The sequence below is a fragment of the Devosia rhizoryzae genome (assembly GCF_016698665.1).
Classification (GTDB): domain Bacteria; phylum Pseudomonadota; class Alphaproteobacteria; order Rhizobiales; family Devosiaceae; genus Devosia; species Devosia rhizoryzae.
Window position 1 is genome coordinate 3,288,671 of sequence record NZ_CP068046.1, and the last position, 25,455, is coordinate 3,314,125.

General features: G+C 63.3%; 24 protein-coding genes and 1 tRNA gene. 5 read left to right on the forward strand and 20 right to left on the reverse strand.

Translation table 11 applies throughout. From position 1 onward, the window contains the following. The first annotated feature begins 11 nt into the window (after positions 1-11). From JI748_RS16160 to JI748_RS16175, 4 genes are all read left to right on the forward strand, one after another. Entirely contained in the window at positions 12-899 is an 888-nt protein-coding gene (locus JI748_RS16160; RefSeq protein ID WP_164532821.1) for a F0F1 ATP synthase subunit gamma, read from the forward strand. A 21-nt stretch (positions 900-920) separates the two neighbouring features. Then, positions 921-2,360, forward strand: a complete 1,440-nt coding sequence (gene atpD, locus JI748_RS16165; protein ID WP_201633063.1) for a F0F1 ATP synthase subunit beta — start codon at positions 921-923, stop codon at positions 2,358-2,360. Between the two features lie 83 nt (positions 2,361-2,443). Continuing rightward, positions 2,444-2,869: a F0F1 ATP synthase subunit epsilon gene (locus tag JI748_RS16170; RefSeq protein WP_164532819.1), complete on the forward strand. Its 426-nt coding sequence runs from the start codon at positions 2,444-2,446 to the stop codon at positions 2,867-2,869. 211 nt (positions 2,870-3,080) lie between these two features. Then, a complete protein-coding gene (locus JI748_RS16175) occupies positions 3,081-5,258 on the forward strand; it encodes a methyl-accepting chemotaxis protein (protein WP_201633065.1) in 2,178 nt (725 codons plus the stop codon). A gap of 105 nt (positions 5,259-5,363) precedes the next feature. Here JI748_RS16175 and JI748_RS16180 read toward each other — a convergent pair whose 3' ends face one another. The 17 genes from JI748_RS16180 to JI748_RS16260 all read right to left on the reverse strand — a co-directional run bounded on the left by JI748_RS16180 (position 5,364) and on the right by JI748_RS16260 (position 19,747). Beyond that, positions 5,364-6,050, reverse strand: coding sequence for an aspartate/glutamate racemase family protein (locus JI748_RS16180; protein ID WP_201633068.1), 687 nt, complete (start codon positions 6,048-6,050; stop codon positions 5,364-5,366). 11 nt (positions 6,051-6,061) lie between these two features. Continuing rightward, positions 6,062-6,562, reverse strand: a complete 501-nt coding sequence (locus JI748_RS16185; protein WP_201633071.1) for an RNA pyrophosphohydrolase — start codon at positions 6,560-6,562, stop codon at positions 6,062-6,064. Between the two features lie 9 nt (positions 6,563-6,571). Beyond that, entirely contained in the window at positions 6,572-7,705 is a 1,134-nt protein-coding gene (locus JI748_RS16190) for a divergent polysaccharide deacetylase family protein (RefSeq protein WP_201633073.1), read from the reverse strand. A 95-nt stretch (positions 7,706-7,800) separates the two neighbouring features. After that, positions 7,801-9,237, reverse strand: a complete 1,437-nt coding sequence (locus JI748_RS16195; RefSeq protein ID WP_201633076.1) for a S41 family peptidase — start codon at positions 9,235-9,237, stop codon at positions 7,801-7,803. Positions 9,238-9,245: 8 nt separating this feature from the next. After that, positions 9,246-10,721, reverse strand: coding sequence for a murein hydrolase activator EnvC family protein (locus tag JI748_RS16200; protein WP_201633079.1), 1,476 nt, complete (start codon positions 10,719-10,721; stop codon positions 9,246-9,248). 99 nt (positions 10,722-10,820) lie between these two features. Next, positions 10,821-11,303: a 23S rRNA (pseudouridine(1915)-N(3))-methyltransferase RlmH gene (rlmH, locus tag JI748_RS16205; RefSeq protein WP_201633082.1), complete on the reverse strand. Its 483-nt coding sequence runs from the start codon at positions 11,301-11,303 to the stop codon at positions 10,821-10,823. A 3-nt stretch (positions 11,304-11,306) separates the two neighbouring features. After that, complete coding sequence (gene rsfS, locus JI748_RS16210) at positions 11,307-11,699, reverse strand: ribosome silencing factor (RefSeq protein WP_164532812.1); 393 nt, start codon at positions 11,697-11,699, stop codon at positions 11,307-11,309. Positions 11,700-11,887: 188 nt separating this feature from the next. After that, positions 11,888-12,508, reverse strand: coding sequence for a nicotinate-nucleotide adenylyltransferase (locus JI748_RS16215; RefSeq protein ID WP_267911599.1), 621 nt, complete (start codon positions 12,506-12,508; stop codon positions 11,888-11,890). Continuing rightward, positions 12,505-13,782, reverse strand: a complete 1,278-nt coding sequence (locus JI748_RS16220; protein ID WP_201633085.1) for a glutamate-5-semialdehyde dehydrogenase — start codon at positions 13,780-13,782, stop codon at positions 12,505-12,507. Before JI748_RS16220 ends, JI748_RS16215 begins: the two co-directional genes overlap by 4 nt. Beyond that, on the reverse strand, positions 13,779-14,909 hold the full coding sequence (gene proB, locus JI748_RS16225) for a glutamate 5-kinase (RefSeq protein ID WP_201633088.1): 1,131 nt from the start codon (positions 14,907-14,909) through the stop codon (positions 13,779-13,781). The genes JI748_RS16220 and proB overlap by 4 nt, the downstream gene beginning before the upstream one ends. Positions 14,910-15,060: 151 nt before the next feature. Continuing rightward, positions 15,061-16,104: a GTPase ObgE gene (gene obgE, locus JI748_RS16230; protein WP_201633091.1), complete on the reverse strand. Its 1,044-nt coding sequence runs from the start codon at positions 16,102-16,104 to the stop codon at positions 15,061-15,063. Next, positions 16,101-16,676: a GNAT family N-acetyltransferase gene (locus JI748_RS16235; RefSeq protein ID WP_201633092.1), complete on the reverse strand. Its 576-nt coding sequence runs from the start codon at positions 16,674-16,676 to the stop codon at positions 16,101-16,103. Before JI748_RS16235 ends, obgE begins: the two co-directional genes overlap by 4 nt. A 7-nt stretch (positions 16,677-16,683) precedes the next feature. Further along, entirely contained in the window at positions 16,684-17,196 is a 513-nt protein-coding gene (locus JI748_RS16240) for a GNAT family N-acetyltransferase (RefSeq protein WP_201633094.1), read from the reverse strand. Positions 17,197-17,218: 22 nt separating this feature from the next. Beyond that, positions 17,219-17,734: a GNAT family N-acetyltransferase gene (locus tag JI748_RS16245; protein WP_201633095.1), complete on the reverse strand. Its 516-nt coding sequence runs from the start codon at positions 17,732-17,734 to the stop codon at positions 17,219-17,221. Positions 17,735-17,960: 226 nt separating this feature from the next. Further along, positions 17,961-18,227: a 50S ribosomal protein L27 gene (gene rpmA / locus JI748_RS16250; RefSeq protein WP_164532805.1), complete on the reverse strand. Its 267-nt coding sequence runs from the start codon at positions 18,225-18,227 to the stop codon at positions 17,961-17,963. 14 nt (positions 18,228-18,241) lie between these two features. Next, the gene (rplU, locus tag JI748_RS16255) at positions 18,242-18,781 is read right to left on the reverse strand and encodes a 50S ribosomal protein L21 (RefSeq protein ID WP_201633097.1); all 540 of its coding nucleotides are present in this window, start codon (positions 18,779-18,781) and stop codon (positions 18,242-18,244) included. A gap of 222 nt (positions 18,782-19,003) precedes the next feature. After that, positions 19,004-19,747 carry an MBL fold metallo-hydrolase gene (locus JI748_RS16260; protein ID WP_201633099.1) on the reverse strand — a complete coding sequence of 248 codons (744 nt, stop codon included), beginning with the start codon at positions 19,745-19,747 and terminating at the stop codon, positions 19,004-19,006. 165 nt (positions 19,748-19,912) lie between these two features. Between JI748_RS16260 and JI748_RS16265 the strand changes: the two genes are divergently transcribed. Further along, a tRNA-Ser gene (locus JI748_RS16265) sits at positions 19,913-20,002 on the forward strand. Positions 20,003-20,238: 236 nt separating this feature from the next. Here JI748_RS16265 and JI748_RS16270 read toward each other — a convergent pair. The 3 genes from JI748_RS16270 to JI748_RS16280 are packed head-to-tail and all read right to left on the reverse strand — an operon-like array spanning position 20,239 to position 25,451. Further along, positions 20,239-21,588: an HlyD family type I secretion periplasmic adaptor subunit gene (locus JI748_RS16270; protein ID WP_201633100.1), complete on the reverse strand. Its 1,350-nt coding sequence runs from the start codon at positions 21,586-21,588 to the stop codon at positions 20,239-20,241. Positions 21,589-21,612: 24 nt separating this feature from the next. Next, entirely contained in the window at positions 21,613-23,697 is a 2,085-nt protein-coding gene (locus JI748_RS16275; RefSeq protein WP_201633103.1) for a cadherin-like domain-containing protein, read from the reverse strand. After that, positions 23,694-25,451 carry a type I secretion system permease/ATPase gene (locus JI748_RS16280; RefSeq protein ID WP_201633106.1) on the reverse strand — a complete coding sequence of 586 codons (1,758 nt, stop codon included), beginning with the start codon at positions 25,449-25,451 and terminating at the stop codon, positions 23,694-23,696. Before JI748_RS16280 ends, JI748_RS16275 begins: the two co-directional genes overlap by 4 nt. Positions 25,452-25,455 lie beyond the last annotated feature (4 nt).

Below are 25,455 nucleotides of genomic sequence, written 5' to 3' on the forward strand. Positions count from 1 at the left end.
GACGACAGGCAATGCCGTCGCTAAAGGACCTAAAGAACCGGATCGACTCGGTCAAATCGACCCAGAAGATCACCAAGGCCATGCAGATGGTGGCGGCGGCAAAGCTTCGTCGCGCCCAGGAAGCGGCTGAAGCTGCGCGTCCCTATGCCGAGCGCATGGGCCGCGTGCTGGCCGCGCTTGGTGCCGTCTATGACGGTCAGGAAAACGCACCGGTGCTGCTCGGCGGCACCGGCAAGGACCAGGTTCACTTGCTGGTGGTTGCCACGGGCGAGCGTGGTCTGGCCGGCGGTTTCAACTCCTCGATTGCGCGTCTTGCTCGTGAGCATGCTGCGCGTCTCCTCAGCCAGGGCAAGACGGTCAAGATCCTGACGGTCGGCCGCAAGGGTCACGACATCCTTCGTCGCCAGTATCCGGAACTGATCGTCGACACCTTCAACTTCCGCGACGTCAAGCAGGTCGGGTTCGCCCAGGCTTCGCAGGTCGCCGAAAAGGTGCTGGCCATGTTCAATGCCGGCGAGTTCGATGTAGCGACGCTGTTCTTTGCCAAGTTCGGCTCGGTGATTTCGCAGGTGCCGACGGCGCAGCAGATCATCCCGGCCAAGCTCGAAAAGCCGGCGGGCGAAGGCGTGGTGGAAGCCAGCGCCGTCCCTTACGAATACGAGCCTAGCGAAGAAGCCATCGTCGAAGACTTGCTGCCGCGCAATATCAGCGTGCAGGTGCTTCGGGCGCTGCTTGAAAACTCCGCCTCGTTCTACGGTGCGCAGATGTCCGCCATGGACAATGCGACCCGAAACGCCGGCGAAATGATCGGCAAGCTGCAGCTGAGCTATAACCGCCAGCGCCAAGCGCAGATCACCAAAGAACTTATCGAAATCATCTCGGGCGCCGAAGCGCTCTAACCGCATAGCGAGGACGAACAAATGGCAGACTCAAAGGCCGGTCGCGTATCGCAGGTCATCGGCGCCGTCGTCGACGTCACGTTCGACGATCACCTGCCCGCCATTCTCAATGCCCTTGAGACCTACAACAACGGCCAGCGCCTGGTGCTGGAAGTGGCACAGCATCTCGGCGAAAACGCCGTGCGCACCATTGCCATGGACACGACCGAGGGCCTGGTTCGCGGCGCCGAAGTGACCGATCTGGGCACCGCCATCCGCGTGCCAGTCGGCGAAGCAACCCTCGGCCGCATCATGAACGTTATCGGCGAGCCGATCGACGAAGCTGGTCCGATCTCGGGTGACACGCTGCGCGAAATTCACCAGGATGCGCCCGAATTTGCCGAGCAGTCCCCGGAATCGCAGGTTCTGGTCACCGGCATCAAGGTCGTGGACCTCATCGCTCCTTACGCACGCGGCGGCAAGATCGGCCTCATGGGCGGCGCCGGCGTGGGCAAGACCGTTCTGATCCAGGAACTGATCAACAACGTCGCCAAGGCGCACGGTGGTTATTCGGTGTTCGCAGGCGTGGGTGAACGCACCCGCGAAGGCAACGACCTTTACCACGAAATGATCGAATCGGGTGTGAACAAGGATCCGCATGAGAATGGTGGCACCGCTGCCGGTTCCAAGTGCGCCCTCGTGTTCGGCCAGATGAACGAGCCCCCGGGCGCTCGTGCCCGCGTGGCGCTGACCGGTCTTACCGTCGCCGAGAACTTCCGCGACCAGGGTCAGGACGTGCTGTTCTTCGTGGACAACATCTTCCGCTTCACCCAGGCCGGCGCCGAAATGTCGGCACTCCTGGGCCGCATCCCCTCCGCCGTGGGTTACCAGCCGACGCTGGCGACCGACATGGGTGCGATGCAGGAACGCATCACCACCACCAACAAGGGCTCAATCACCTCGGTTCAGGCCGTGTACGTGCCCGCCGACGACTTGACCGACCCTGCGCCGGCCACCTCGTTCGCTCACTTCGACGCCGTGACGGTTCTCAACCGCGCGATCTCGGAAAAGGGCATCTATCCGGCCGTTGACCCGCTGGCCTCCAACTCGCGCATCCTCGACCCGCTGACCGTGGGCCAGGATCACTACGAAGTGGCCCGTCGCGTCCAGGAAGTGCTGCAGAAGTACAAGGCTCTGCAGGACATCATCGCCATCCTTGGCATGGACGAACTTTCCGAAGAGGACAAGCTCACCGTGGCCCGCGCCCGCAAGGTCGAACGCTTCATGAGCCAGCCCTTCGACGTGGCCGAAGTGTTCACCGGTTCGCCGGGCGTGTTCGTGCAGCTTGCCGACACGATCAAGGGCTTCAAGGGCCTCGTGAACGGCGAATACGATCACCTGCCGGAAGCGGCCTTCTACATGGTCGGCACGATCGAAGATGCCGTTGCCAAGGCCCAGAAGCTCGCCGCACAGGCTGCCTAATCGAGTCGGGCCGCCTGTCGGCCCGCCTTCTCGACATGAAGCCCGGATGAGAGTTCGGGCTTTAATGCCAAAGGACCGAAAGAATGGCTGAAGGCCTCAAGATCGAGATCGTTTCTCCCGAGCGTCTGGTGCTGTCCGAAACCGCGGTTTCGGTAACCGTGCCCGGCACCGAAGGCTATTTCACGGTCATGAATGACCACGCGCCGTTCATGACGACGCTGCGTCCCGGCTTCATCACCGTGACCAAGGATGCCGGCGCGTCCAGCATCTACTTCGTGCGCGGCGGCTTTGCTGATGTCTCGCCCGAGGGCCTGACCATCCTAGCCGAACAGTCGGTGCCGTTCAGCGAGTTCGACCATGCGGACCTGCAGACGCAGATCCAAAGCGCTCAGGAAGAACTGACCCGCGCTGAGTCGCCGGAAGACAAGTCTTACGCGCAGGAAGTTGTTTCAGGTCTTTTGAACCTGGCCGTGGAAGCGCAGCAGATCAACGGCGCGCACGTCCACTAAGCGCCAAATCTGCCAATGAAATATGCAGGCCGTCTCCTTCGGGAGGCGGCCTTTTTGCTTTTCGAATGGGCAAACTGCTTCGTCTCTAAGCAAGTCATTGCAGGATAACGATTTTCTTTATCCTGCAAGCTCCGCTTAACCAATAACGTGCAATCTGGCGACCAGGGAAGAGGGTGTCCGGCCGGGGGGTCGGGGAAAAGGGGACCACTCAATGGCTGCACTGCTTGCCAATATGCGCCTGACTTTTGCCATTTCGGCGATGACGATCGGCGCTATCTGCGTTTCCATTCTTGCCGTCCTGGCGAGCCTTTTTGTGACCTTGCAGAATTCGGCCGAGGGCGAGGCGCAGCAGGCGCTGCTCGACGGCACGCGAATTGCGGCGCAGATCTTCCAGGTCAACCTGCCGAGCCTTGAAGTCGGGTCGGACGAAGCGGGCAATGTGGTGAGCCTCTCCGCCCGCAGCATGCCGCGGTTTCGCAGCCATGACGTGATCGATGCCGTGGGTCGGGTCTCGGGCACACAGGCTTCGGTCTTCGTTTTCGATCCCGAGACCAGCCCCGACTTCGTTGTCGGCAGCACGACCTTTGTCGACGAGGCCGGCGAACGGTTGCTAGATACGCCGATCTCCGCGGACAGCCCGCTGTTCGCAACGCTTGCCGCGAACCAGCACGCCGACGTCGAAGCAACGATCGCCGGCAACACCTATCTCCTGCGCTACCAGCCGATCGCCACGGCCGATGGCACGGTGATCGGCGCACTGATGGTCGGTGTCGACCGTGCGCGCTTCGATGCCGTGCTTTACCAATCGATGATCGCCCTGGGTGCCAGCGGGCTCGTGGTCTTGCTGGTGATGTCGGTTGCCGCGCTGATCCTCGCGCGCCGCATGATGCGACCGATCCCGCAACTGGCCGATGTCATGAGCGTCATCGCCGAAGGTGAACTCGATGCCGAAGTGCCGCACAAGGCTGCCGGCAACGAGATCGGCGCCATGGCGCGGGCGGTCGAGATTTTCCGCGTCAACTCGCTCGAAAAGGCGGCGCTCGACGCGCAGGCGCGCCAGCACCTCGCAGAAGCGGCGGACCATACCGGCCAGCTGCAGGCGATTTCGCGATCGCAGATGGTTGTCGAGTTTAATCTCGATGGGACGGTAATCACCGCCAACGACAATTTTCTCTCGATGCTTGGCTATCGACTCGAGGAAATCATCGGGCGGCCGAATGCGCTTTTCCTGCCCGATGCCGATCCGACCAGCCAGGTTTATCGCCAGTTCTGGCAGGAGCTCGAGGACGGCGCGTTCAAGAGCGGCGAATATCGGCGCCGCACCAGTGCTGGCCAGGAAGTCTGGATTCAGAGCACTTTTACGCCGATCTTCGACACCGATGGCGCGCCCTACAAGGTCGTGCAGTTTGCCATCGACGTCACCGCGCGCAAGCAGTCGGTGGCGGCGATCGGTGCCGGTTTGAAGCGCCTCGCGGATGGCGATCTTTCGAGCACGATCATCCTTCCCTTTCCGCCGGAATTTGAAGACCTGCGCTTGGCGCTCAATGGCACGGTCGAGCGTTTCGCCGACGTGGTCGGCCAGCTGCGCCTCACCACAAAGTCGCTGCGGACCGCGAGCGGCGAGCTTCTCAGCGGCGCCAATGACCTCTCTGAGCGGACGACGCGCCAGGCGGCGACTATCGAAGAAACTTCGGCGGCCATGGAAGAGCTTGCGACCACCGTCGCCAGCAATGCGGGCATGGCCGAGGACGCGGCCAAAAAGGCTGAGACGGTGTCGCGGACGGCTGAAGAGTCCGGCAGCGTCATGGGCAAGGCCACCGACGCCATGGAGCGGATTACCCAGTCTTCGGCCAAGATTTCCAACATCATCGGCATGATCGACGACATCGCCTTCCAGACCAATCTTCTGGCGCTCAATGCCTCGGTGGAAGCGGCGCGGGCAGGGGATGCCGGCAAGGGCTTTGCCGTGGTGGCCGTCGAAGTGCGGCGCCTGGCGCAATCGGCGGCCCAAGCCTCGTCGGAGGTCAAGGCTCTGGTCGAGCGCAGCAATGGCGAGGTCAAGGAAGGCGCCGGGCTCGTCTCGGCGGCGGAAGACCGGTTGCGGGCCATGCTCGATGCGGTGCAGGAAAACAGCGCGCTCGTCCGCGCCATCGCCCGTGCGAGCCGCGAACAGGCGGCCTCAATCGAGGAAGTGAACACTGCCGTGCGCACGCTCGATCAGATGACGCAGCACAATGCGTCGCTGGTGGAAGAAACCAATGCGGTGATCGAGCAGACCGAGGGCCAGACGCATGCGCTCGATCAAATCGTCGATATTTTCAGGCTTGAGGCGGAGCCGGAGGTGAAGTCCTTCCGGAGCCCTCGTGGTGAGGTGCGGAGCGCAGCGTAGAATTGAACCAGCGGGGTGGGTACTCCAATGTTTGTGCCACGCCCTCGCCCTTCGAGACTTCGCTTTGCTGCGCACCTCAGGGTGGGGCTACTGGAGCATTGTGGTCTAGCTTAAGGCGGCGGCGACCAGGGCTTTGGCGTGGAGGTCGGTGGTGTCGTAGGTCGGCAGCGGGCTTACGCTGTCGTCGATCAGCATGCCGATCTCGGTGCAGCCCAGGATCACGGCCTGGGCGCCGCGTGCCTTGAGGCGCTCGATGGCGGTCACATAGACCTGGCGGGACTCGTCGCGGACGATGCCCTTGCAGAGCTCTTCGTAGATGATGCCGTGGAGGTTGGTGCGGTCGACTTCGGGCACCAGCGGCGTTAAACCACGCGCCATGAGCCTGTCCTTGTAGAAGGGCATTTCCATGGTGAAGCTTGTGCCTAAAAGGCCGACCGTGTCGAAGCCGTCGGCAAGCAGCGTCTCGGCGGTCGGGTCGGCGATATGCAAGAGCGGCACGTCGAGGCTTTGGGTGATGGCATCGGCGATCACATGCATGGTGTTGGTGGCGATGCCCAGCACCTCGGCGCCGGCCGAGACGAGCCCCCGCGCTACGGTGTTGAGCTCGCGCCCGGCGCGGTCCCAGTCACCTGCCGCCTGCATCTGGGCAATTGGGGCGAAATCCACCGAATGCATGATGACGGGGCAGGAGTGGAGCCCACCAAGAAGGCGAGCGGTTTCCTCGTTGAGGATGCGATAATAGTGGGCCGAGCTTTCCCAGCTCATGCCGCCGATCAGGCCGATGGTTTTCATGTCAATTCAGTTCAAGCAAAACGTTGCGGAATGTCGCCGAAGGCTTCGACGACCTTTTCGTAGGCCGGTCGCTTGAACGGTACGATGAGGGCTGGCGTGCGGGAAAGCTTTTCCCAGCGCCAGCCGTCGAACTCCGCCTTGTGCTTGCCGCCGCCGGGGGTGAGCACGTCGATTTCACTGTCATCGCCGTGAAAGGCGAAGGCAAACCAGCGCTGGCGCTGGCCGCGATATTTGCCCTTGAACGCCACCCCGAGTGTATCATCCGGCAGGTCGTAATAGATCCATTCGGGGGCCTCGGCGAGGAGACTGACCGAGGTCACGCTGGTTTCCTCATAGAGCTCGCGCATGGCGCAGCGGAGCGGATCCTCGCCCTCGTCAATGCCGCCCTGTGGCATTTGCCAGGCATGCTCGTCAGTGATGCCTTTGCGATGACCGACGAAGACCTCGCCGCGGCCGTTGAAAATGGCAAGGCCGACGCAATCGCGATAGGGCAGGCTTTCCCGATCAACCATGGTTTGGACCTACTTCATCAAGGCGCTGGCAGGCACCAGCGCGATGCCCTTGGCGTCCAGTTCACGCGCCCATTCGGAAACAGTCGACACCGAAATGGGCAAGGCGCTCACAATACCAATGGCGCTGCCGGTTTCCAGCGCCTGGGCTTCAAGGCTGGCCAGCGCCTCGAGAATGGATGCACGGGCAGGATTGGCGTCGATCATCTGACCGGCGCGGCCATAGGGCACCTTGTTGGCGCCGGCGAGCTGCGCCGCCACGGAGCGATTTGAGGAGCCATCATCGAGATAGCCGAGGCCCCGTGCGCCAAACTCTTCCATCACCGGCGCCATGTCGGCGGCCGAGGCGGTGAAGCGGGCGCCCATATTGTTGACGACGCCAAAATAGCCGCCAAAGCGCGCCATCAGCCAGAACAGCTTGTCCAGGTTAGCGCGCGGCGTTTCGCCGGTGAGGACGGTATGCGGGCCGGGGTCGTTCTGCGGATAATCAAAGGGCTCCATCGGCACTTCGAGCATCACTTCGTGGCCCGAAGTGCGAGCGGCGGAGACGGTATTTTCGAGCGAGCGGCCATAGGGGGCAAAGGCCAGGGTCACGTCGTCCGGCAATTGTTCGATGGCGTCGAGCGATCCTTGCTCGTTGATGCCGAGACCTGTGACCACGACGGCGACCATGGGCTTGCCGGCGGCGATGGCCGCGTCGGCGGGGCGGCGGTAGGCCACGAAGGGGCTGAGGCCGGTTCCCGAGATGCGGGGGATGGCGCCGTTGGCGGTTTCTTCGCTGAGGTCCGGCAGCGCACCATAGCGGTCCGGCACCTGGCCAGTGGCGGTCGCCGTTTCGCCGGGCGGGGCGACGCTGGTGAAACTGCTGCCGGCTGGAAATTGCTGGGGATCGGCGGTGATGGTCGCGGGGCCGCTGGCGACCTGGTTGGCGACCGTGTTGCCATCGCGTGTCGTGGTGATCGCGACTTCCTGGCTCGGGCGGCCGCCATTGGGTTCATCGACGAGGGCGATGCGCAGGACCACGGCGCCCACGGCGAGGGCGATGACGGCGAACAGGAGACGTGCCAGGGGAAAGTGGAAGCGGCCAGTCTTTTGCTGGTTGCGGCGCTTTCGTCCGGTCAGGGGGGTCGAAAGATCATTGGCCATCGGCGTTTCCGCTCATGCCCGCGCGGGGCTCCCAATACAAAGGGTGCGGCACGAATCACGCGCCGCACCCTGATTCTAGCACAGGCTCGACCGGCCTATTCCTGCGGTGGCGGGTAGGCCGGATCGGTTTCTTCGCCGTTGATCAGGCGCACCGCGTATTGCAGCTGCGTGTCATCAGCCGCTTCGGCCGGCACATAGACCGAGGAACCAACAGTCGATTCTTCCTGGCCTTCGATGACGATGTGGCCTTCAAGCCCGGCCTCGCCGATGATCTCGTCGCGGCCTTGGAACTCTTCGGGCACGACCTGCAGCACTTCGATATCGGGCGTGATGCCGAGCGCCTGAATCGAGCGATTGTTGGGCGTGTAGTAGCGCGCCGTGGTCAACCGCATGGCGCCATCGGGGCCAAGCGAGATGATCGACTGTACCGAGCCCTTGCCGAAGGAACGGGTGCCGACCAGCGTTGCGCGCTTGTGGTCCTGGAGCGCACCGGCGACGATTTCCGACGCAGAAGCCGAGCCACCATTGATCAACACGACGAGCGGCACGTCCTTGAGGCGGGCATCGAGCGGGTCGGGACCAGCGTCATAGCGGTCGCTGTCGCCATCGGTGCGGCCACGGGTCAGAACCACGGCGCCCCGATCGAGGAAGGCATCGCTTACCATCACGGACTGGTCGACAAGACCGCCCGGATTGTTGCGGAGGTCGAGGATGATGCCCTTGGGCGCGACGCCATCGCGCTCTTCATAGATGTCTTCGACGGCACGTTCGATGCCGACAAAGGCCTGTTCCGAGAAGCGGGCAAGGCGCAGCACGGCGACATCGCCTTCCATGGACCAGCGCACGGCGCGCATGGAAATGACGGCGCGGGTGAGTTCGAATTCGAGCGGCTTATCGACGCCTTCGCGAACCACCGAAATTTTCACCTTGGTGCCCACTTCGCCGCGCATCAGCTCCACGGCTTCGTCCTGGGTCATGCCCTGCACGGGTTTGCCGTCGATTTCGTAGATCAGGTCATTGGACAAGATGCCGGCGCGCGCAGCGGGCGTGTCGTCGATGGGGGAAACGACCTTGATGAGGTCGTCTTCCATCTGGATTTCGACGCCAAGACCGCCGAACTGACCGGACGTATCCTCGCGCATTTCGTCGTATTCGACAGGCGGCAGGTAGCCCGAATGAGGGTCAAGCGAGGTCAGCATGCCCTGGATGGCGGCGCGGATCAGCTCTTCTTCATCCGGCGGATCGACATATTCGGCGCGGATGCGATCAAAGATTTCGCCGAAGAGATTGAGGTCGGAATAGATCTCGAGCGGATCGCGGGCCTCCACGATCGCCTTTTCGGCTTCGGTGGGCTCGGGCTCTTCGCCGCTTGGATTGGGGGTTTCGTCGACGGGCACCTCTTCGCCGGGTGCGACTTCGGTGGGTGCCTCGGACGGCGTCTGGACCGGTGTCTGGTCTTGGGCAATCAATACGGTGGCCGGCACCAGCAATGCCGCGCAAACGGCGGCAGCGCGAAGGGTGGGTAAGCGCATGGGGTGTTTTATCCCGTCTGTCCGTTATTGGCCCACCACCCGGCTGGGTCGAAGGGCTCGTTGTTTTGTCTTAGCTCAATATAAAGGGTCGGTTGCTCGTTACCAGCACTGGTGGTGACCGTCCGTCCAATTGTGCGTGATCCCATGGTGCCGATCGGCATGCCCATTTGCACGAATTGTCCGATATCGACCGAGATGGTTTCAAGCCCCGCGAGAAGCGCCGTGTAGGTGCCGCCGGTATTGAGAATGACGATCTGGCCGTAATTGAGGTAAGGGCCCTTGTAGAGCACAAAACCATCGGCCGGCGCCAGGACCTGGGCTTCGGCGCGGGTGACGATGGACTGGCCCTGCGAGATGCCGCCCTGGCCGTCATTGGCGCCGAATTCGACGACGGTGACGCCGTTCGAGGGCTGGGTAAGGTAGCCGCGCGCCAGCTGGAACGGCACGGCGGGCTGGGTTCGCGACGTGTCGGCGAAGGCAAGCTGGATGGCTTCGGGAGAGAGCGTCGGTGCGTCCGGATCGGCAGCAGGTGTTGGGGTACCGGTAGCACTGGCGGCGGCACGCTCGGAAAGGGCGCCGATGAGTTCGCGCAGGGTGCTGGCGCGTTCGGCGAGGTCGACGGCGGCGGCTTCTTCTTCGCTCAGTTGCGCACTGATCTGGGTGATGCCCTGGCGGCGGGCGGCGATCAGCGTTGCGATGCGCAGCTGTTCTTCTTCCAGCACGTCGTGATTGGCCTTGAGCGTCGCTTCTTCGGCAAGGGCCGCGGTCTTGATGTCGGTGAGCGCCTTGAGGTCGGCCGCAACCGTATCGGCCTTGGTGCGCAGCTGGGGCAGGATGGCAGCGATCAGCATGGCGCCGCGCGCCGAGCCCAGCGCGTCATCGGGGTCGACGACAAGGGCCGGTGGCGGATTGAGCGAGATGCGCTGGAGGGCAGCAAGGACATTGGCAATCTCGGCATCGGCGCCATCAAGGCGGCCGCGCACTTCGAGTTCCCGCACGATCAGGTCCGAGAGGCGTTCCTCGACATCGGCCACCTCGATTTCGGCGAGCTTGACGCGCTGTCCGGCGGCGATCAGGGCGGCGTTCTGCTGGGCGGTGTCGCCTTCCATCGCCGCGATCTCGGCCTTGAGCGCATCGATGCGTTCGCGGCTGATGGTGAGCGAGGCTTCGACTTCCTCAAGGTCTGCGGCATTGCTGCTGGCGGCTGGAGGGGGAGCGGTTTCCGTGGGGGACGCTGTTGGTTCGGCTGCGGGTGACTCGGCAGGGGCAGGCGCGAGCAGCGGGGTTTCGGTGGTGGGAACGTCGGTCGCGGGTTCAGCCGGCGCCGGCACCAATGTCGGATCGGCCGGAATGCTGGGACGAAGATCGGCGTCGACCGCGTTTGTGGGCGTTTCGGTCTGCGCCCAAAGCGGCAGCACGGCTGTGCCCGCAAGCAGGCCGCTGACCAGCAACAGCGTAACGATGCGGGCCGGCCGCAAGCGCATGGCAACTCCCAATAAGGGCTCTCCGCCCCGAATCACTTGCCGCACCTTAGCAAGCAGCCGGCAAAGCGCTGGTTAACAATGCTTAACCATCCGGTGAGCTCAGTCACCGCGATGATAGGGATGCCCCGAAAGGATGGTGGTGGCGCGATAAAGCTGTTCAGCCAGCATGATGCGCACCAGCTGATGAGGCCAGACCATGGGGGAAAAGCTCAGGGTCAGGTCGGCGGATTTGACGAAATCGGGGTCGATGCCGTCGGCACCACCGATGACGAAGCCGACCGCCTGACGTCCATCGTCGCGCCAGCGGCCGAGTTGAGTGGCAAAGGCTTCCGAGCTCAGCGATTTGCCGCGCTCGTCCAGCATCACCAGCATGCCCTCGGGCAGGGTGGCGCGGATGGCTTTGGCCTCTTCTGCCTTGCGGGAAGCGGCGGAGCCGGCGCGGCTTTCAGCGAGTTCGTGAACGTCGAAGCCGGTCAAGGCCAGCGGCTTGCCCGAAGCCTGCGCCCGCTCAAGATAACGGGCCACAAGCTCGCGCTCTGGCCCGTTCTTGATCCGCCCGACGGCGGCAATGCTAATCCGCACAGCTTAGTGCTGATCAGCCGCGAAATCGGCCTGCCACATCTTTTCGATCGAGTAGAACTCGCGCACTTCGGGGCGGAAGATGTGGAGGATGACGTCGCCCGCATCGACCAGGACCCAATCGGCATTGGGCATGCCTTCGACGCGCGGCTTGCCGTAGCCGTTGTCGCGCAGGGCGGTGATCACCTGATCGGCGACGGCGCCGACATGGCGCTGCGAGCGACCCGAGGTCACGACCATGTGGTCGGCCAGCGAGGACTTGCCGGTAATATCGACCGCAACGGTTTCCTCGGCCTTGGCATCATCGAGCGTCTCGAGGATCACGTCGATCAGGGGCTTCTGCACCGCATTGGCTGCGGCGGGCGGGGTGTTGACGGTATTGGTGGGCAGCGCGGCCATCAGTAAAGGACCTCCGCCCCTGCGCGTGCACGGGTCATGCGAACGATAAACATCCTTGGTTGTTGATCGGAAAAAAAGCGGCGTCGAATAAACGGCAAGCCGTCAGTTCCTGTTCCGGTGACTTCAATCACTGGGGGCAAATATACGGTCAGACGGCCATTTTCGCAAGGTCAGGCCTTAACACGCAGTTACTTTTGGCTTTTCGCTGCCCTGATACCCGAGGACGAGAGACTCGATTGCCGTCCCTGAAGGTAGATCCAGGCCGGGGTTTTCGCGCTTGCGAGAAGAGGGGCGTCGCTTTCGTCGAGCTGGGCGAAGTCGAGCGTTGTTGCCGCACGGGAGGCCAGGGCCCGCCGCGACGAGCCAGGCCGGACATAGACTGCCAGCGGCACCGTGGCGGCAATATCGCGCCAGCGTTCCCAACGGTGGAGATCGGCAAGGCTATCGGCGCCCATGATCCAAACGAAGTGCCTACCGGGCAGGGACTGCGTTAGAAACCGCACCGTTTCCCAGGTATAGGTAAAGCCCCTGGCGGCTTCAAAGCCGGTGACGCGGATGCGAGGGTGGGCGAGGAATTGCCGGGCAGCTGTGACCCGATCGGCCAGGGGCGCGAGCTTTTCGTTGTTCTTGAGCGGATTGCCGGGGGTAACGAGCACCCAAAGCTGATCCAGCCGCAGCCGGCGCAGGGTTTCCTCCATGACGAGGCGATGCCCGTCATGAATCGGATTGAAGCTGCCCCCGAAAAGGCCGATGCGCATGCCCGGCGCCGAAGGCGGGATTTTGGTGATGCCGGGAATAGGCTGGCTCAAGGGCGCAGCTGTCCGTTGCCGCGCACGCGGTATTTGAAGCTCGTCAGCTGTTCGACGCCGACCGGCCCACGCGCATGCATCTTGCCGGTGGCGATGCCGATTTCGCCGCCAAAGCCGAATTCGCCGCCGTCGGCGAATTGGGTCGAGGCATTGTGGACGAGGATGGCGCTATCGATCTCATTGAAGAACTTTTCGACGGCCGCCGCGTCTTCGGCAATGATCGCCTCGGTGTGGTGGCTCGAATAGTGCTCAATATGAGCGATCGCCGCCTCGAGGCTTTCGACCACCTTTACCGAAATGATGGCGTCTTCGTATTCGGTGCGCCAATCCTGTTCGGTGGCGGGCTTAGCATCGGCGATCAGCGCCTGCACTTGGGCATCGCCGCGGATTTCGCAACCCTTGGCAATCAGCGCCTCGACGATGGGTTTGAGGTGCGTGGCGACGACGTCCTGATGCACGAGAAGCGTTTCTGCTGCGCCGCATATACCGGTGCGCCGCATCTTGGCGTTGAGGGTGACGGTTACCGCCTTTTCGAGATCGGCCGAGCGGTCGATATAGACATGCACCAGGCCTTCGAGATGGGCAAAGACGGGCACGCGGGCTTCGCTCTGGACCCGCGCCACTAGCGATTTGCCGCCGCGGGGAACGATGACGTCGATCGTGCCGCCAAGGCCCTTGAGCATTTCACCCACCGCCTCGCGATCGGTGGTGGGCACCAGCTGGACGCATCCGACCGGCAGGCCAGCGAGATGGAGGCCATCGAGCAGGCAATCGACGATGGCGGTCGAGGAATGGAACGAGTCCGAACCGCCGCGCAGGATCACGGCATTGCCCGACTTTATGCAAAGCGCGCCGGCATCGGCGGTTACGTTGGGGCGCGATTCAAAGATGACGCCGATGACGCCCAGGGGCGTGCGCACGCGCTCGATGTGAAGGCCGTTGGGCCGGTCCCATTCGCTGATCACCGTGCCGACGGGGTCGGGGAGGTCGGCAATGGTGCGTACCGCCTCGATGATGCCGTCGATGCGCTTGTCGGTAAGCTCGAGCCGGTCGAGGAAGGCGCCGGAAATGCCTTTGGTGCGGGCCGCTTCCATGTCGAGCGCGTTGGCCTGGAGGATCTTCTTGCGATGGGCATTGAGCGCGCCAGCAGCAGTTAAGAGAGCGGTGCGCTTCTGCTCCGGCGAGGCGATGGCCAGGGCACGCGCGCCAAGGCGGGCCTTTTGGCCGATCTCGCTCATCAGCGCGCCGATATCGGTGACTTCCACTGCGCTCATTGTGCATTCTCCTTGGCGCCCACGAGCACCAGATTGTCGCGATGGATCATCTCGCTGCGGTTGCCGGTGCCCAAAAGCTCGGCCATCACATCGCTCCTTTTGCCCATGACCAGCCGCGCGTCCTCGCTATCCAGGCTTGCAAGACCGCGGCCAATTTCTTGGCCTTCGGGATCGATGATGGAAACCGTGTCGCCGCGTTCGAACGCGCCGGTGATGCGGGTCACGCCGATCGGCAGCAGTGAGCGCCCGGTGCCCAGGGCGCGCGCGGCGCCGGCATCGACCTGGAGGATCCCGGCCATGGCCAGCGTCCCCATGATCCAGCGTTTTCGCGACTGGGCGCGGGTCGTGGCCGCGCGGAACAGGGTATGCAAGCCGCCTTCGGTCAGGCGTTTTAGCGGGTGCGCTTCGGTGCCTTTGGCGATGATCATGGCCGTGCCGGCAAGCGTTGCGATCTTTCCGGCCTCGACCTTGGTGGTCATGCCGCCGCGCGACAGGTGGCTGGCAGCGCCACCGGCCATGGCCTCGATGGCAGGGGTGATGCGGTCGACCACCGGCAGATGCTCGGCAGCGGGATCCTTGGCGGGAGGTGCGGTATAGAGCCCGTCGATATCGGACAGCAGCACCAGAAGATCCGCCTCGATCATGGTCGCGACGCGGGCCGACAGGCGGTCATTGTCGCCGTAGCGGATTTCGGCAGTTGCCACCGAGTCATTCTCGTTGATGATCGGAATGGCGCCCAGGCCCAGAAGCGTCTGGATGGTGGTGCGGGCATTAAGGAAATAGCGCCGCTCTTCGGTGATGTTGGGCGTGATCAAGATCTGGCCGGTGACGATGCCGTGCCGGCCGAGTGCCTCAGCCCAGGCCTGCGAGAGGGCGATCTGACCCGCGCTGGCGGCGGCCTGCGATTGTTCAAGCGTCAGGGCAATGGCGGACAGGCCCAAAAGCCCGCGACCGAGCGCGATGGCGCCGGAGGAGACGATCACCACTTCGCGGCCTTCGGCCTTCAAGTGCGCGATGTCTTCGGAGAGGCCTGCCAGCCAATCCGCGCGCAACTTGCCTGCCTTGTCGACCAGGAGGGCCGAGCCGATCTTTATGGTGATGCGGCGATAGGGGGCGAGGGGGTTCATGCCAGCACTCCGGTGCCTGCACCCCCACCCGGCTTCCCCCTGCAGAAGGGGGAGGAGTTCGATCGAGTCTTTGGCACCATGGTGCTCCTCCCCCGCCTTACGCGGGAGGCTGGGTGGGGGCCGTCCCACGCGTTGAACGTCCCAAGCAAGCTCAAGGCGTCCATTTTTCTTCCGTCTTTTTGCGCACCAGTTCGGCAGCGGCCGCTTTCTCGGCGTCGAGGATATTGAGCACGTCGTAAAGGACCTGCTCGACGCCTTGGCCGGTGGCGCCGGAGACGAGGCGGACTTCGGCCTTGGATGCCTTTTTGAGCGCCTTGACCTTGGCCTTGATGTCGTCTTCGCTCAGCGCGTCGACCTTGTTGAGCACGACGATTTCGGACTTGTCGGCCAAAACGTCGGCATAGGCGGCAAGTTCGTAGCGCACGGCCTTATAGACATGGGCGACGTCTTCGTTGGTGCCGTCGATGAGGTGGATCAGCACCTGGCAACGCTCGATGTGGCCGAGGAAGCGATCACCAATGCCGATACCTTCCGAGGCGCCTTCGATGAGGCCCGGAATATCGGCGAGGACAAATTCGCGCTCTCCGATGCGCACCACGCCCAGATTGGGGTGGAGCGTGGTGAAAGGGTAATCGGCGATCTTGGGCTTGGCGGCGGAAACAGCGGCGAGGAAGGTCGACTTGCCGGCATTGGGCTGGCCGACAAGACCGGCATCGGCGATGAGTTTCAGCCTTAGCCAGATGCCTTTTTCGGTGCCTTCCTGTCCGGGATTGGCGCGGCGGGGCGCCTGATTGGACGAGGTCTTGAAATAGGCATTGCCAAACCCGCCATTGCCGCCCTTGAGCAGCACGACGCGCTGGCCGACTTCGGTGAAATCGGCGATCAGGGTTTCCTGGTCTTCCTCGAAAATCTGCGTTCCCTTGGGGACGCGCAGGATCACGTCCTCGCCATGGGCACCGGTGCGGTTCTTGCCCATGCCATGGGTGCCGGTGGGGGCGCGGAAGTGCTGCTGGTAGCGAAAGTCGATCAGGGTGTTGAGGCCTTCGGCGCATTCGGCAATGATGTCGCCACCCTTGCCGCCGTTGCCGCCGTCCGGGCCGCCGAATTCGACGAATTTTTCGCGCAGGAAACTGACGGCGCCGGCGCCGCCATCTCCCGATTTGATATAGACCTTGGCCTGGTCGAGGAACTTCATGAGACTGACTTTGCTGTTGTCGCGCTCGCCGCCCCGGATCGGGCCGCAAGCTGGCGGAAACGCTCGCGCGTGAGTTGAGTGTCGATATGCTCCACCTCGACGCCGCGCGCAAGGCAATGGAGGCGCGAGCGGCCGATCTCGCTAAAGCCGAGCTTGCGCTGGATGGCGAGCGAGGCGGCGTTGAAATGGAAGACGCCCGAATAGATCGCGGTCGCGCCGGTCTGCCCGAAATACCAGTCGAGGCTTGCCCAGGCCGCCTCGGTCATGAAGCCGCGGTTCCAGAACGGCTGGCCGATCCAGTAGCCCACGACAGGACCTTGTCTGCCGGGGTGAAAGCCTACTTGGCCGATATAGGCCCCTTGATATTCGACGGCAAAGTTCATGCGCTCGACGGAGGTGTCGAGACGCCGGGTCCGCAGCCACGACTCCGCATCGGCGAGGCGGTAGGGGTGGGGGACCTGGGCAAGGTTTCCGGAGACGGCAAAGTCGTTGAGGTTATTGGCGATGGCCTCGGCGTCGGTTGCGGTCGGCGGCCGCAAGAGCAGACGGGGCGTTTTGATGATGGGGTTCATGACATGTTCACCTGCGCTCCAGCACGAGAAGCGGCTTGCCGAGATGGCGCTCGACGGCGCTCACCGTTTCTTCGAGCAAGGCAAAGTCGGCCTTCTCCAACACCCGCAGCGAGCCAGGGTTGCTTTTGAGCACGCGGGCCCGGATGGGCGAAATGCCCACGCCGATCGCTGCATTCACCAGCGCGTCGACGGCTTCGGGCGCAAAGCCTTGCCCCCAGAAGCGTTCGCCCAGCCAATAGCCGAGCTCCACCGGCTGATCGGGCACGAAGTAGAGGCCGATCACGCCAAGCAAGCGGTCCGTCTGCCGATCCGCGATGACATAAGGATGCTGGCCGGTCCGCTCCCGCTTGGTGAGGAAGGCATGGCCATGGTCAGGCAGATAGGGGAAGGGCAGGCTTGCCGTGGGCTCCAGCACTTTGGGGTTGTTGATCTCGCGGATAAGGTCATCGAGATCGGAAACATGGGGTGGCCGCAGCAGGAGGCGCGCGGTTTCGATCGTCTCGGGGAGGCGGTCTCTCATCGGCTTGCCTCGTCGGTTCTCATCACGCACATCGCTTTGCCTCGCCCGCCAGCCAATCGGCGCGCGTCAGCGTGCTCACCACATGCTCAACATTATGCCCCAATGCGTGCGAAAAGCGGCGATCGCGGCCGGTTTCGACAAAGCCGAGCTTGGCTTTGACCCGTAGCGAGGACTTGTTGGCGTGATGGGCGATGGACGAGATTTCGGGCTCATCCGAGGTTCTAAAATACCAGTCGAGAACGGCGCTTGCCGCTTCGGTGGCATAGCCGCGGCCCCAGTGGGGACGGCCGATCCAGAAGCCCAGCTCGGCGCCGAGCACGACGCAGCCAATCAAACCGCGTCCCGGTAGATCAACGACGAAGAGCCCATTCTCAGGCGCCATGCGGACCCAATCGATGGCCATTGCCAGGGTATAGGGCCACGGCACCGGCGCCAGCCAGCGGGCCACTTCGAATTCGCCCATGCCCAGCGCAATGCAGGGCGCATCGTCGGGCCGGGGGGCGCGCAGGACGAGACGCGAAGTTTCGATCCGCGTCATCTTGATAGCGTCCCATAATCCAGCATTGGGATCGTTGCCGTCGCGGCGGTACGTGCAAACTGGTTGGCGTTAGTGGTCTTGCGGTCGTTGCGGATCGTCATTTGGCGGCGTGCTCCTGGAAACGAAAAGGGGGACCGGCTGACCGGTCCCCCTTTGCATTTGCACTACACTGCCAAACGCCAAGCCGGGGAACTGGTCACCGGCTGGGTTTGTAAGACCGGCCGGGTTATTCGGCGGCCTCTGCCGGGACGACAGACACGTGTACTTTGGAATTCGCACGGGTTCGGAACGCGACGGTGCCGTCGACGAGCGCGAAAATGGTGTGGTCCTTGCCCAGGCCGACGCCGGTGCCCGGAGCCCACTTGGTGCCACGCTGGCGGATGATGATGTTGCCGGCGATCACAGCTTCGCCGCCGAACTTCTTGACGCCGAGGCGGCGGCCAGCGGTATCACGACCGTTGCGGGATGAGCCGCCTGCTTTTTTATGTGCCATGGTCTAAGTTCCTCTTATTCCTGGTCGGCCTTGGGAGCGGTCTTCTTGGCCGCGGCCTTCTTCGCCGGCTTTTCAGCGGCGGTGTCTTCGGTGGCGGCAGCGGCCTTCTTTGCAGAAGCCTTCTTGGCCGGTGCTTCAGCAGTGGTGGCTTCGGCTTCGGTCGCCTTGCTTGCCTTCTTGGGCGCAGCCTGCTCCGTCACGGACGGGGTCGCGTCGGTTGCAGCGGCAGCACGCGCGGTCGGCTGGGCGCCGCCGGTCAGGATCTCGGTGATCCGGACGGTGGAGAGCAGCTGGCGGTGACCGTTGCGGCGGCGCGAATTGTGGCGGCGGCGCTTCTTGAAGACGATGACGGTCTTGGACTTGCGAGTCTCGACGAGCTCGCCGGCGACCAGAGCGCCTTCCACCAGCGGCAGGCCGATGGTGTCGCCCACCATGAGGACCTGGTCGAAGGTGACGATGTCACCGGCCGAAGCCTCAAGCTTTTCGATTTTGATCAGGTCGTTGGCAGCAACTTTGTACTGCTTCCCGCCCGTCTTGATAACGGCGAAAGTCATGCAATTGCCGATTGGTGGTCCAACCGGTCCCTATCTGTCGCGCTCTGTGGCGCCGCGGCTTTCGTGCCAGAGCCGCGGGCTTTTCGAATGGTGAGCCGAAGAATTCAGCCGGCAGCCTCGAGCAGCGTTGTCAAACAAAATCGGCGCGCCGGCAGAACCGGAGCGCAGATCGTGTGGCTTATCGGGGCAGGCGTCCGCAGAGTCAAGCCAATTGATGACAGGTCAGGCGTTGGGATACCAGTTGCGGAGACGCACTTCCGTGTCGCCCTCCACCACGCCTTCGAGCACGCTGAGGTCGCTGTCGCCATAGTGGTAGGGATAGACGACCTTTGGCTTGAAGGTGTTGATCGCCTCGGCCGCCTGTTCCGGCGTCATCGTATAGGGCAGGTTCATGGGCAGGAAGGCGATGTCGATATCGGTCAACGCCAGCATGTCATCGGTCAGCTCGGTGTCGCCGGCAATATAGACCTGCTGGTCGCCGAAGGTGAGGACATAACCGTTGCCGACGCCCACCGGATGATACTGCATGCGGTCAGCCGTGGTGTTATGTGCGGCAATGGCGCGGATCGGAAGATTCACGACGGTGCCCTCGTCGCCATTCGCCATGGCCGTCGCATTTGCCTTGAGGGCTTCGGGCAGTTGGTCGAAGACGTCCTGGTTGGTCACCAGCACCGCGTCGCCGGCGATGGCCTCAAGCGTGGGGACATCAAAATGGTCGCCATGACCATGGGTGATGAGGATAGCCGTTGCGGCGGGCAGGCCTTCATAAAGCGCGGCGCCGCCCACAGGGTCCACATAAATGGCCTGGTCGCCCCAGGTCAGGACCAGGCTGGCGTGATCCACGGGATGGATCACGAGGTCACCCTCGCTGGTCGTGACAGTATCGGTTTCCTGCGCCGAAACGCGCACCATTCCCAAGACAGGCAAAGCCGCCATTCCAGCCACCACCATTCGACGCGAAACCATTGTCTTCTCCCTGTTTTATGGATGTTCCCGCGGCCCAAACGTACGAGGCAGGGTTTGGTGCCCCCAAAACGAAAACGTGAGACAAGACAGTTGCAGCCGTTCCACCCTTATGCGATAAGCCGCCCCGTATCGACCAGCAGCGCCTCCGGGCGCCCTCGATCTCGCGGAGAGATGGCAGAGCGGTTGAATGCACCGCACTCGAAATGCGGCATGGGGGCAACTCCATCGGGGGTTCGAATCCCTCTCTCTCCGCCAGCTTTCCACATCACACGCAAATTCAGCCGCTTAGCAGGTGGTATTGGCTAAGCGCCTTGCGTGCCTCCCTGCCATGCGGCGAGCCGTTGCGAAAAAGGCAAAGGTAGAGGGCCGGCAGCTGTCGGTGCGGTGTAGGTGGCAAAGCGGCGGAGAGCCGCCATTGCGCCCGTGGCGAAAATATCGATGTTCCTGGCGTTCATTGGGTCAAGCGTCAGATGTGCTCGATTTTTCCGCCTCTACTCCTCCCGGAAGGCTCGCGTTACTTGGTCGGTGAAGGGCTTCATGAAATAGGCCAGTGCCACTTGTTCCTCGGTTTGCACGAAGACCTCGACGGGCATGCCGGGCACGAGGCCGCGCGCGCCCAGGCTCTGGGTCTGCCCTGTCGTCTCCACCTGTGCGAGATAATAACTTTCGCCGGTCTGCGGGTTGTGCTGGGCCGCAGCGGATACGAGGGTGATGACGCCATCCACTTCCGGTGTGACGCGCTGATTGAAGGCGCTGAAGCGTAGTTTGGCGTCCTGGCCGACCGAAATCTGGTCGATGTCATTGGTGGCTATCCGGAACTCTATGGAAAGGTCGGCATCGGCCGGAACGATAGTCATCAGGCGCTCGGCCGGCGAGATCACCCCGCCGATGGTCGTGACGTTGAGCTCATTGATCGTGCCGCTCACCGGCGCGCGAATTTCAGTGCGGGCAAAACGTTCCTCGACTGCCGCCAGCCGTTCGGTCAGCTCGGCAATCTGCGCCTCGATCACTCGCAACTCTCGCTGCGCCTCGGTGCGCACGGTCCCATCGAGAGCCAAGATCTGCAGTTCGATTTCGCTGATGCGAGATTCGGCGCGTGCCAGGTTGGCGTCGATTTCGCCCTGCTGGCCCTGCATGCGGGCGACCTCGCGCTCCACGTCACTGACGCGCGATGTTTCGATCAAGCGGCTTTCGGCCAGCGAACGCATGCGATCGCGCTCGTCCAGTGCGAGATCAAGTTCGGCAAGCACTGCGGTTCGTTGAAACTGCAAGCCGGTGATTTCCTGCCCCAGCTGGCCGATCTGGAGCTGAAGCTGGTCTTTTTGAGACTGAAGGTTGCGCAGATTGCCGGCAAAGAGCTGTTCTTCGCCGCTGGCGATCATGGAAGCGTCGGGGTGCTGGTCCAGGAACTGCGACGGAAAATCCAGACCGTCGGCGCCGTCGCGTTCGGCCAGAAGCCGGACCTGGCGGGCTGTCAGCTCGAGAAGCTGTCCCATGACGATCGACCGCTCGGCGCCAATCTGCACGTCGTCGAGACGCAGCAGGACCTGACCTTGCGTAACCGTGTCGCCTTCCTTGACGGCGATCTGGCGGAGGACGCCGCCATCGATATGCTGGACGACCTTGAGATCCTGATCGACCAGCACCGTTCCTACGCCGATGACAGCCCCGGATAGCTTTGCCGTCACGGCCCAGCCGCCGACCCCGCCCAAAAGCAACACCCCGAACAGCACGCCCCAGGCAACCCGGCCGCGCATCGCAAAAGGATCGCTCTGGCCTTTGGGGGCCTTGAAGCTCGGCGCGGTTGCGCCATAGGGGGCAAAACTATCGATCGTCGTCATCTCTTACTCCACGCGGCAGTCGGGTCAGGCAATGCCCGCCTCAGGGTTGATCGGCAGGTGAATGCCATGCACGTTGATGGTGATTTCGTAGACGTCGTCTCGGTCCACATCGGCCATGATGACCGTCTGGTCGACGCCGTCGGTTCGCTCGTGCCGGACGATGATCGGCAGGTCCGAGCGTAGCCAGGCGTCATCGTCGTCGTCCTGGTAGACGGACCTGAAGAGGTCTTTTTCCGCCTCGCGGGCGCTGCGATCGATTTCGTAATCCAGCACGCGAATGCGGTCGCCGACCACGAAATCGAGAATGTCATGCATGACATCTTCGCTGATCGTCGGATCGTCGCCGGCGACTTCGAAGATGAACGTGTCCCGCCCGCGGCCGCCCATGGTCACGGTTGCCGTGGCGCCGAGGATGAAGATGTCGTCTCCGTCGCCGCCGATCGCCTGCTCGATGCCGGAAAAGGTATCGGTGCCGAACTCGCAGCTGTAGGTCCTGCCGGCACTGAGGTCGAAGATGACGCTTTGTCCGGCCGCCGCGTAGTCGAGAATGTCGTCGCCCGCGCCGCCATCGATCTGGTCATCGCCGGCATCGCCCAGGATACGGTCATTGCCAGCGCCGGCCTTGACCCGGTCGTCGCTCGCACCGCCCGTGAGTTGATCGTCGCCGTCTCCGCCCTCGAGCAGATCGCACCCCTCGCCCCCATCAAGCACGTCATTGCCGCTTCCGGCGATCAGGATGTCATTTCCTGCGCCGCCGAAGAGCGCATCGTTGCCCGTCCCGCCCTCGAGCCGGTCATCGCCCGCCTCGCCCAGCAATAAGTCATTGCCTGTGCCCCCATCGAGCAGGTCGCAGCCATCGCCGCCCGTGAGAAGATCGTCGCCGGCCTCACCGTAGAGAAAATCATCGCCTGCCTGGCCGTCGATCATGTCATCCCCATCGCCGCCGAGCAGCCGATCGTTGCCATTGCCACCCAGGATGACGTCGTCACCGCGTCCGCCGAAGATCACATCGTTGCCATTGCCGCCGAAGAGGTGATCGTCGCCGTCACCCCCATTGATGTGATCGTCCCCATCTCCGCCGGAGACCATGTCATTGCCGGCCAGGGCGTCGATGATGTCGTCGCCACCGAGGCCATCGATATCGTCATCGTAGGGCGTGCCGGCATGAAGATCATCGCCGGGTGTCAGCGTTTCCCCATTGCGGATGATGTTGAAGACAGCGGTCTGCCATACGGCCGCCTCGCCATCGCTGATCTGGTAAGTCAGCTCGACTTCGCCCAGCGAGCCGTGCTCGGTGGAAACGGTCCAGCCATTGGTGCTGCGCACCACGCCCACTCCGGATGCAGTCATGTTGAGAATGGTAAGCGGGTCGCCATCGGGGTCGTGTGCGCCAAAGAGGAGGCTGCTGAGCCCGATCAGCACGACCTGGCCCGCGAAGACGTCATTGAGCCGTACCGGGGCCGAGACCATCGGCGGCCGATTGCCAACGTCGGTTTCCTCTTCCTCTTCTTCTTCCACGTCCCCGTCCTCGTCCGGGTAGTCGCTGCGGCTTGGGCTGGTGTGGCCGTCTTCATCCGGGCGGTCGACTTGGGGGCGCACGCTGGTGCCGCCAGCCGGGAAGGCACCGGGATTGTCATTGGAAAAAGAAAGCTCGAAGGCGGCAGGGAAAAAGGCCTGGATCGAAGCGTTGAACGGTTCGAACGGCTTGGTGAAGCTGATCGTTGGCGCAGGCAAAGGAATAAAGGGACCGGGCCAAGCGGGGCCAATCCCGACCTGGCTGCGCGGACCGGCGCCGTCGCCCGTGCTGCCGGTTATGGTGGGATCGACTCCCGGCTCTTCCAACGAGGCACTGAGCAGTTCGTCGCCGGGCAGGCACCAGTTGACGGGGCGCTGCAGCGCCTCGGGCGCCTCGTCGGGCGCCGGCGTTGGCGCTAGCGCCAGTACCTTGTTTTCGACTGCGCTCTTCAAGTAAGCCGCGACCAGCACAACGATCCCGGCGACGTAGAGCGGCAGCCGTGACAGCCGCTCCGGCGTCATGAACTCATAACGTTTTCGTCCGTCGAGCTGGGTTGGCTCCTGCTGACGGCTGCTCTTGGCCTGGATGATCATGCCGATTGCTCTGCAAGGATGGGTTTTAGCCGATTGGGGCGGGCTTCGTTGTCGGCAGCCATGGTCTTGTTCTGCTGCGCAATGATCTTTTCCTTGGGACCAAAGCTCGTGAGCCTGCCGTTCTGGATCACGGCCACCATGTCCACTTCGGCGAGGACGCTGGGACGATGAGCCACGATAATGGCAATACCGCCGCGCTTGCGGATCTGAGCAATGGCGCGATTGAGTGCCAGTTCGCCCTCGGCATCGAGGAAGGCGTTGGGCTCGTCGAGAACGACGATGAACGGGTCGCGATAAAGGGCGCGCGCCAGGCCGATGCGCTGCCGCTGGCCGGCTGAAAGCGCCGTGCCCATGGGGCCGAGCTGGGTATCGTAGCCTTCCGGCAGGCGCACGATCATTTCATGCACGCCGGCAGCCTGGGCGGCGGCGACGATCGCCCTGCCATCGCGCTGCGGCTCGAGCCGACTGATGTTTTCGATGATGGTCCCATCGAGCAGCGAGACTTCCTGCGGCAGGAAACCGATATGGCGGCCGATCGTGTCTTCGTCCCATTGGCTGAGTTCGGCATCGTCAAGCCGCACGCCGCCGCGCAGCACCGGCCAGATGCCGGTCAGGGCGCGGATCAGCGTTGTCTTGCCACCGCCGCTCGGGCCGATGACGCCCAGCGCCTGACCGGCATGAAGCTCGAAACCGACTTCCGAGAGCAGGACCTGGCCCGTAGCGGGCGCCGAGACGGTGACCTTTTCCACCTTAAGCGATTTGCTTGGCGCCGGCAGGTCGAGCGGCTTGGTCATGCCGCCAAGCGCGACCATGGTTTCGCGCAGGCGCTTGAAGGCCTGGCGCGCCGCAACGACGCCCTTCCAGTTGCCGATGGCCATGTCGATGGGCGCCAGCGCGCGGGATGAGGCAACTGAGACGGCGATGATCGCACCGGCCGACATCTGCCCCTGGATGGTCAAATAAGCGCCGAGCCCCAGAAGCGCCGACTGGAGGATCATGCGTAGGACGCGAGAGAAAGCGCTGAAGGTGCCGACCACGTCGCTGGCCTGGGTCTGGAGCTTGAGGTGCTCCTGGTTGGCGGTATTGAACCGCGCAACGGCACGGCCGGCAAAGCCCATTGCCTTGAGGATATCTGCATTGCGGGCATTGGAGTCGGCGATAGCATTGCGGGCCACCCCGGCCTGCTGCGCTGCACTCGCCAGTTTGCGCGACTTGAGTTCGGTCCAGACCGTGAGGAGCGTCAGCACGACCGCGCCGCCCAGGGTCATTGCCCCCAGCATCGGATGAAGGAAATAAACGAAGAGAATGTAGAGCGGCACCCATGGGAGGTCGAACAAAGCCACCGGGCCTTGGCTGCCCATGAAGGTGCGCAGCGTATCGACGTCCCGGCCGCGTTCCAGCGCTTCCGGCGTTGAAAAGCCGAAGCGAGGCATGTCGACGCTCACCCGATGGGCGATCGGCGCCAGCATGCGGTCCAGCCGTGCCCCGATGCGCACCAGGAGCTGGCTGCGCACGACGTCGAAGGCGCCCTGGAACAGGTAAAGCCCGACCGCCAGGACGGACAGCGCCGCCAGGGTCGGAATGGAGCCACTGGTCAGCGCCCGGTCGTAGATCTGCAGCATGTAGAACGAGCCGGTCAGCGCCAGCACGTTGATGATGCCCGAGACCCAGAAGAGGTAAACGCCAATCCCCTTGAATTCGCGCTTGAGCAGGGCATCACCGCGATGCTCGGCAAGATTTTTCGCTAAAGACATGATG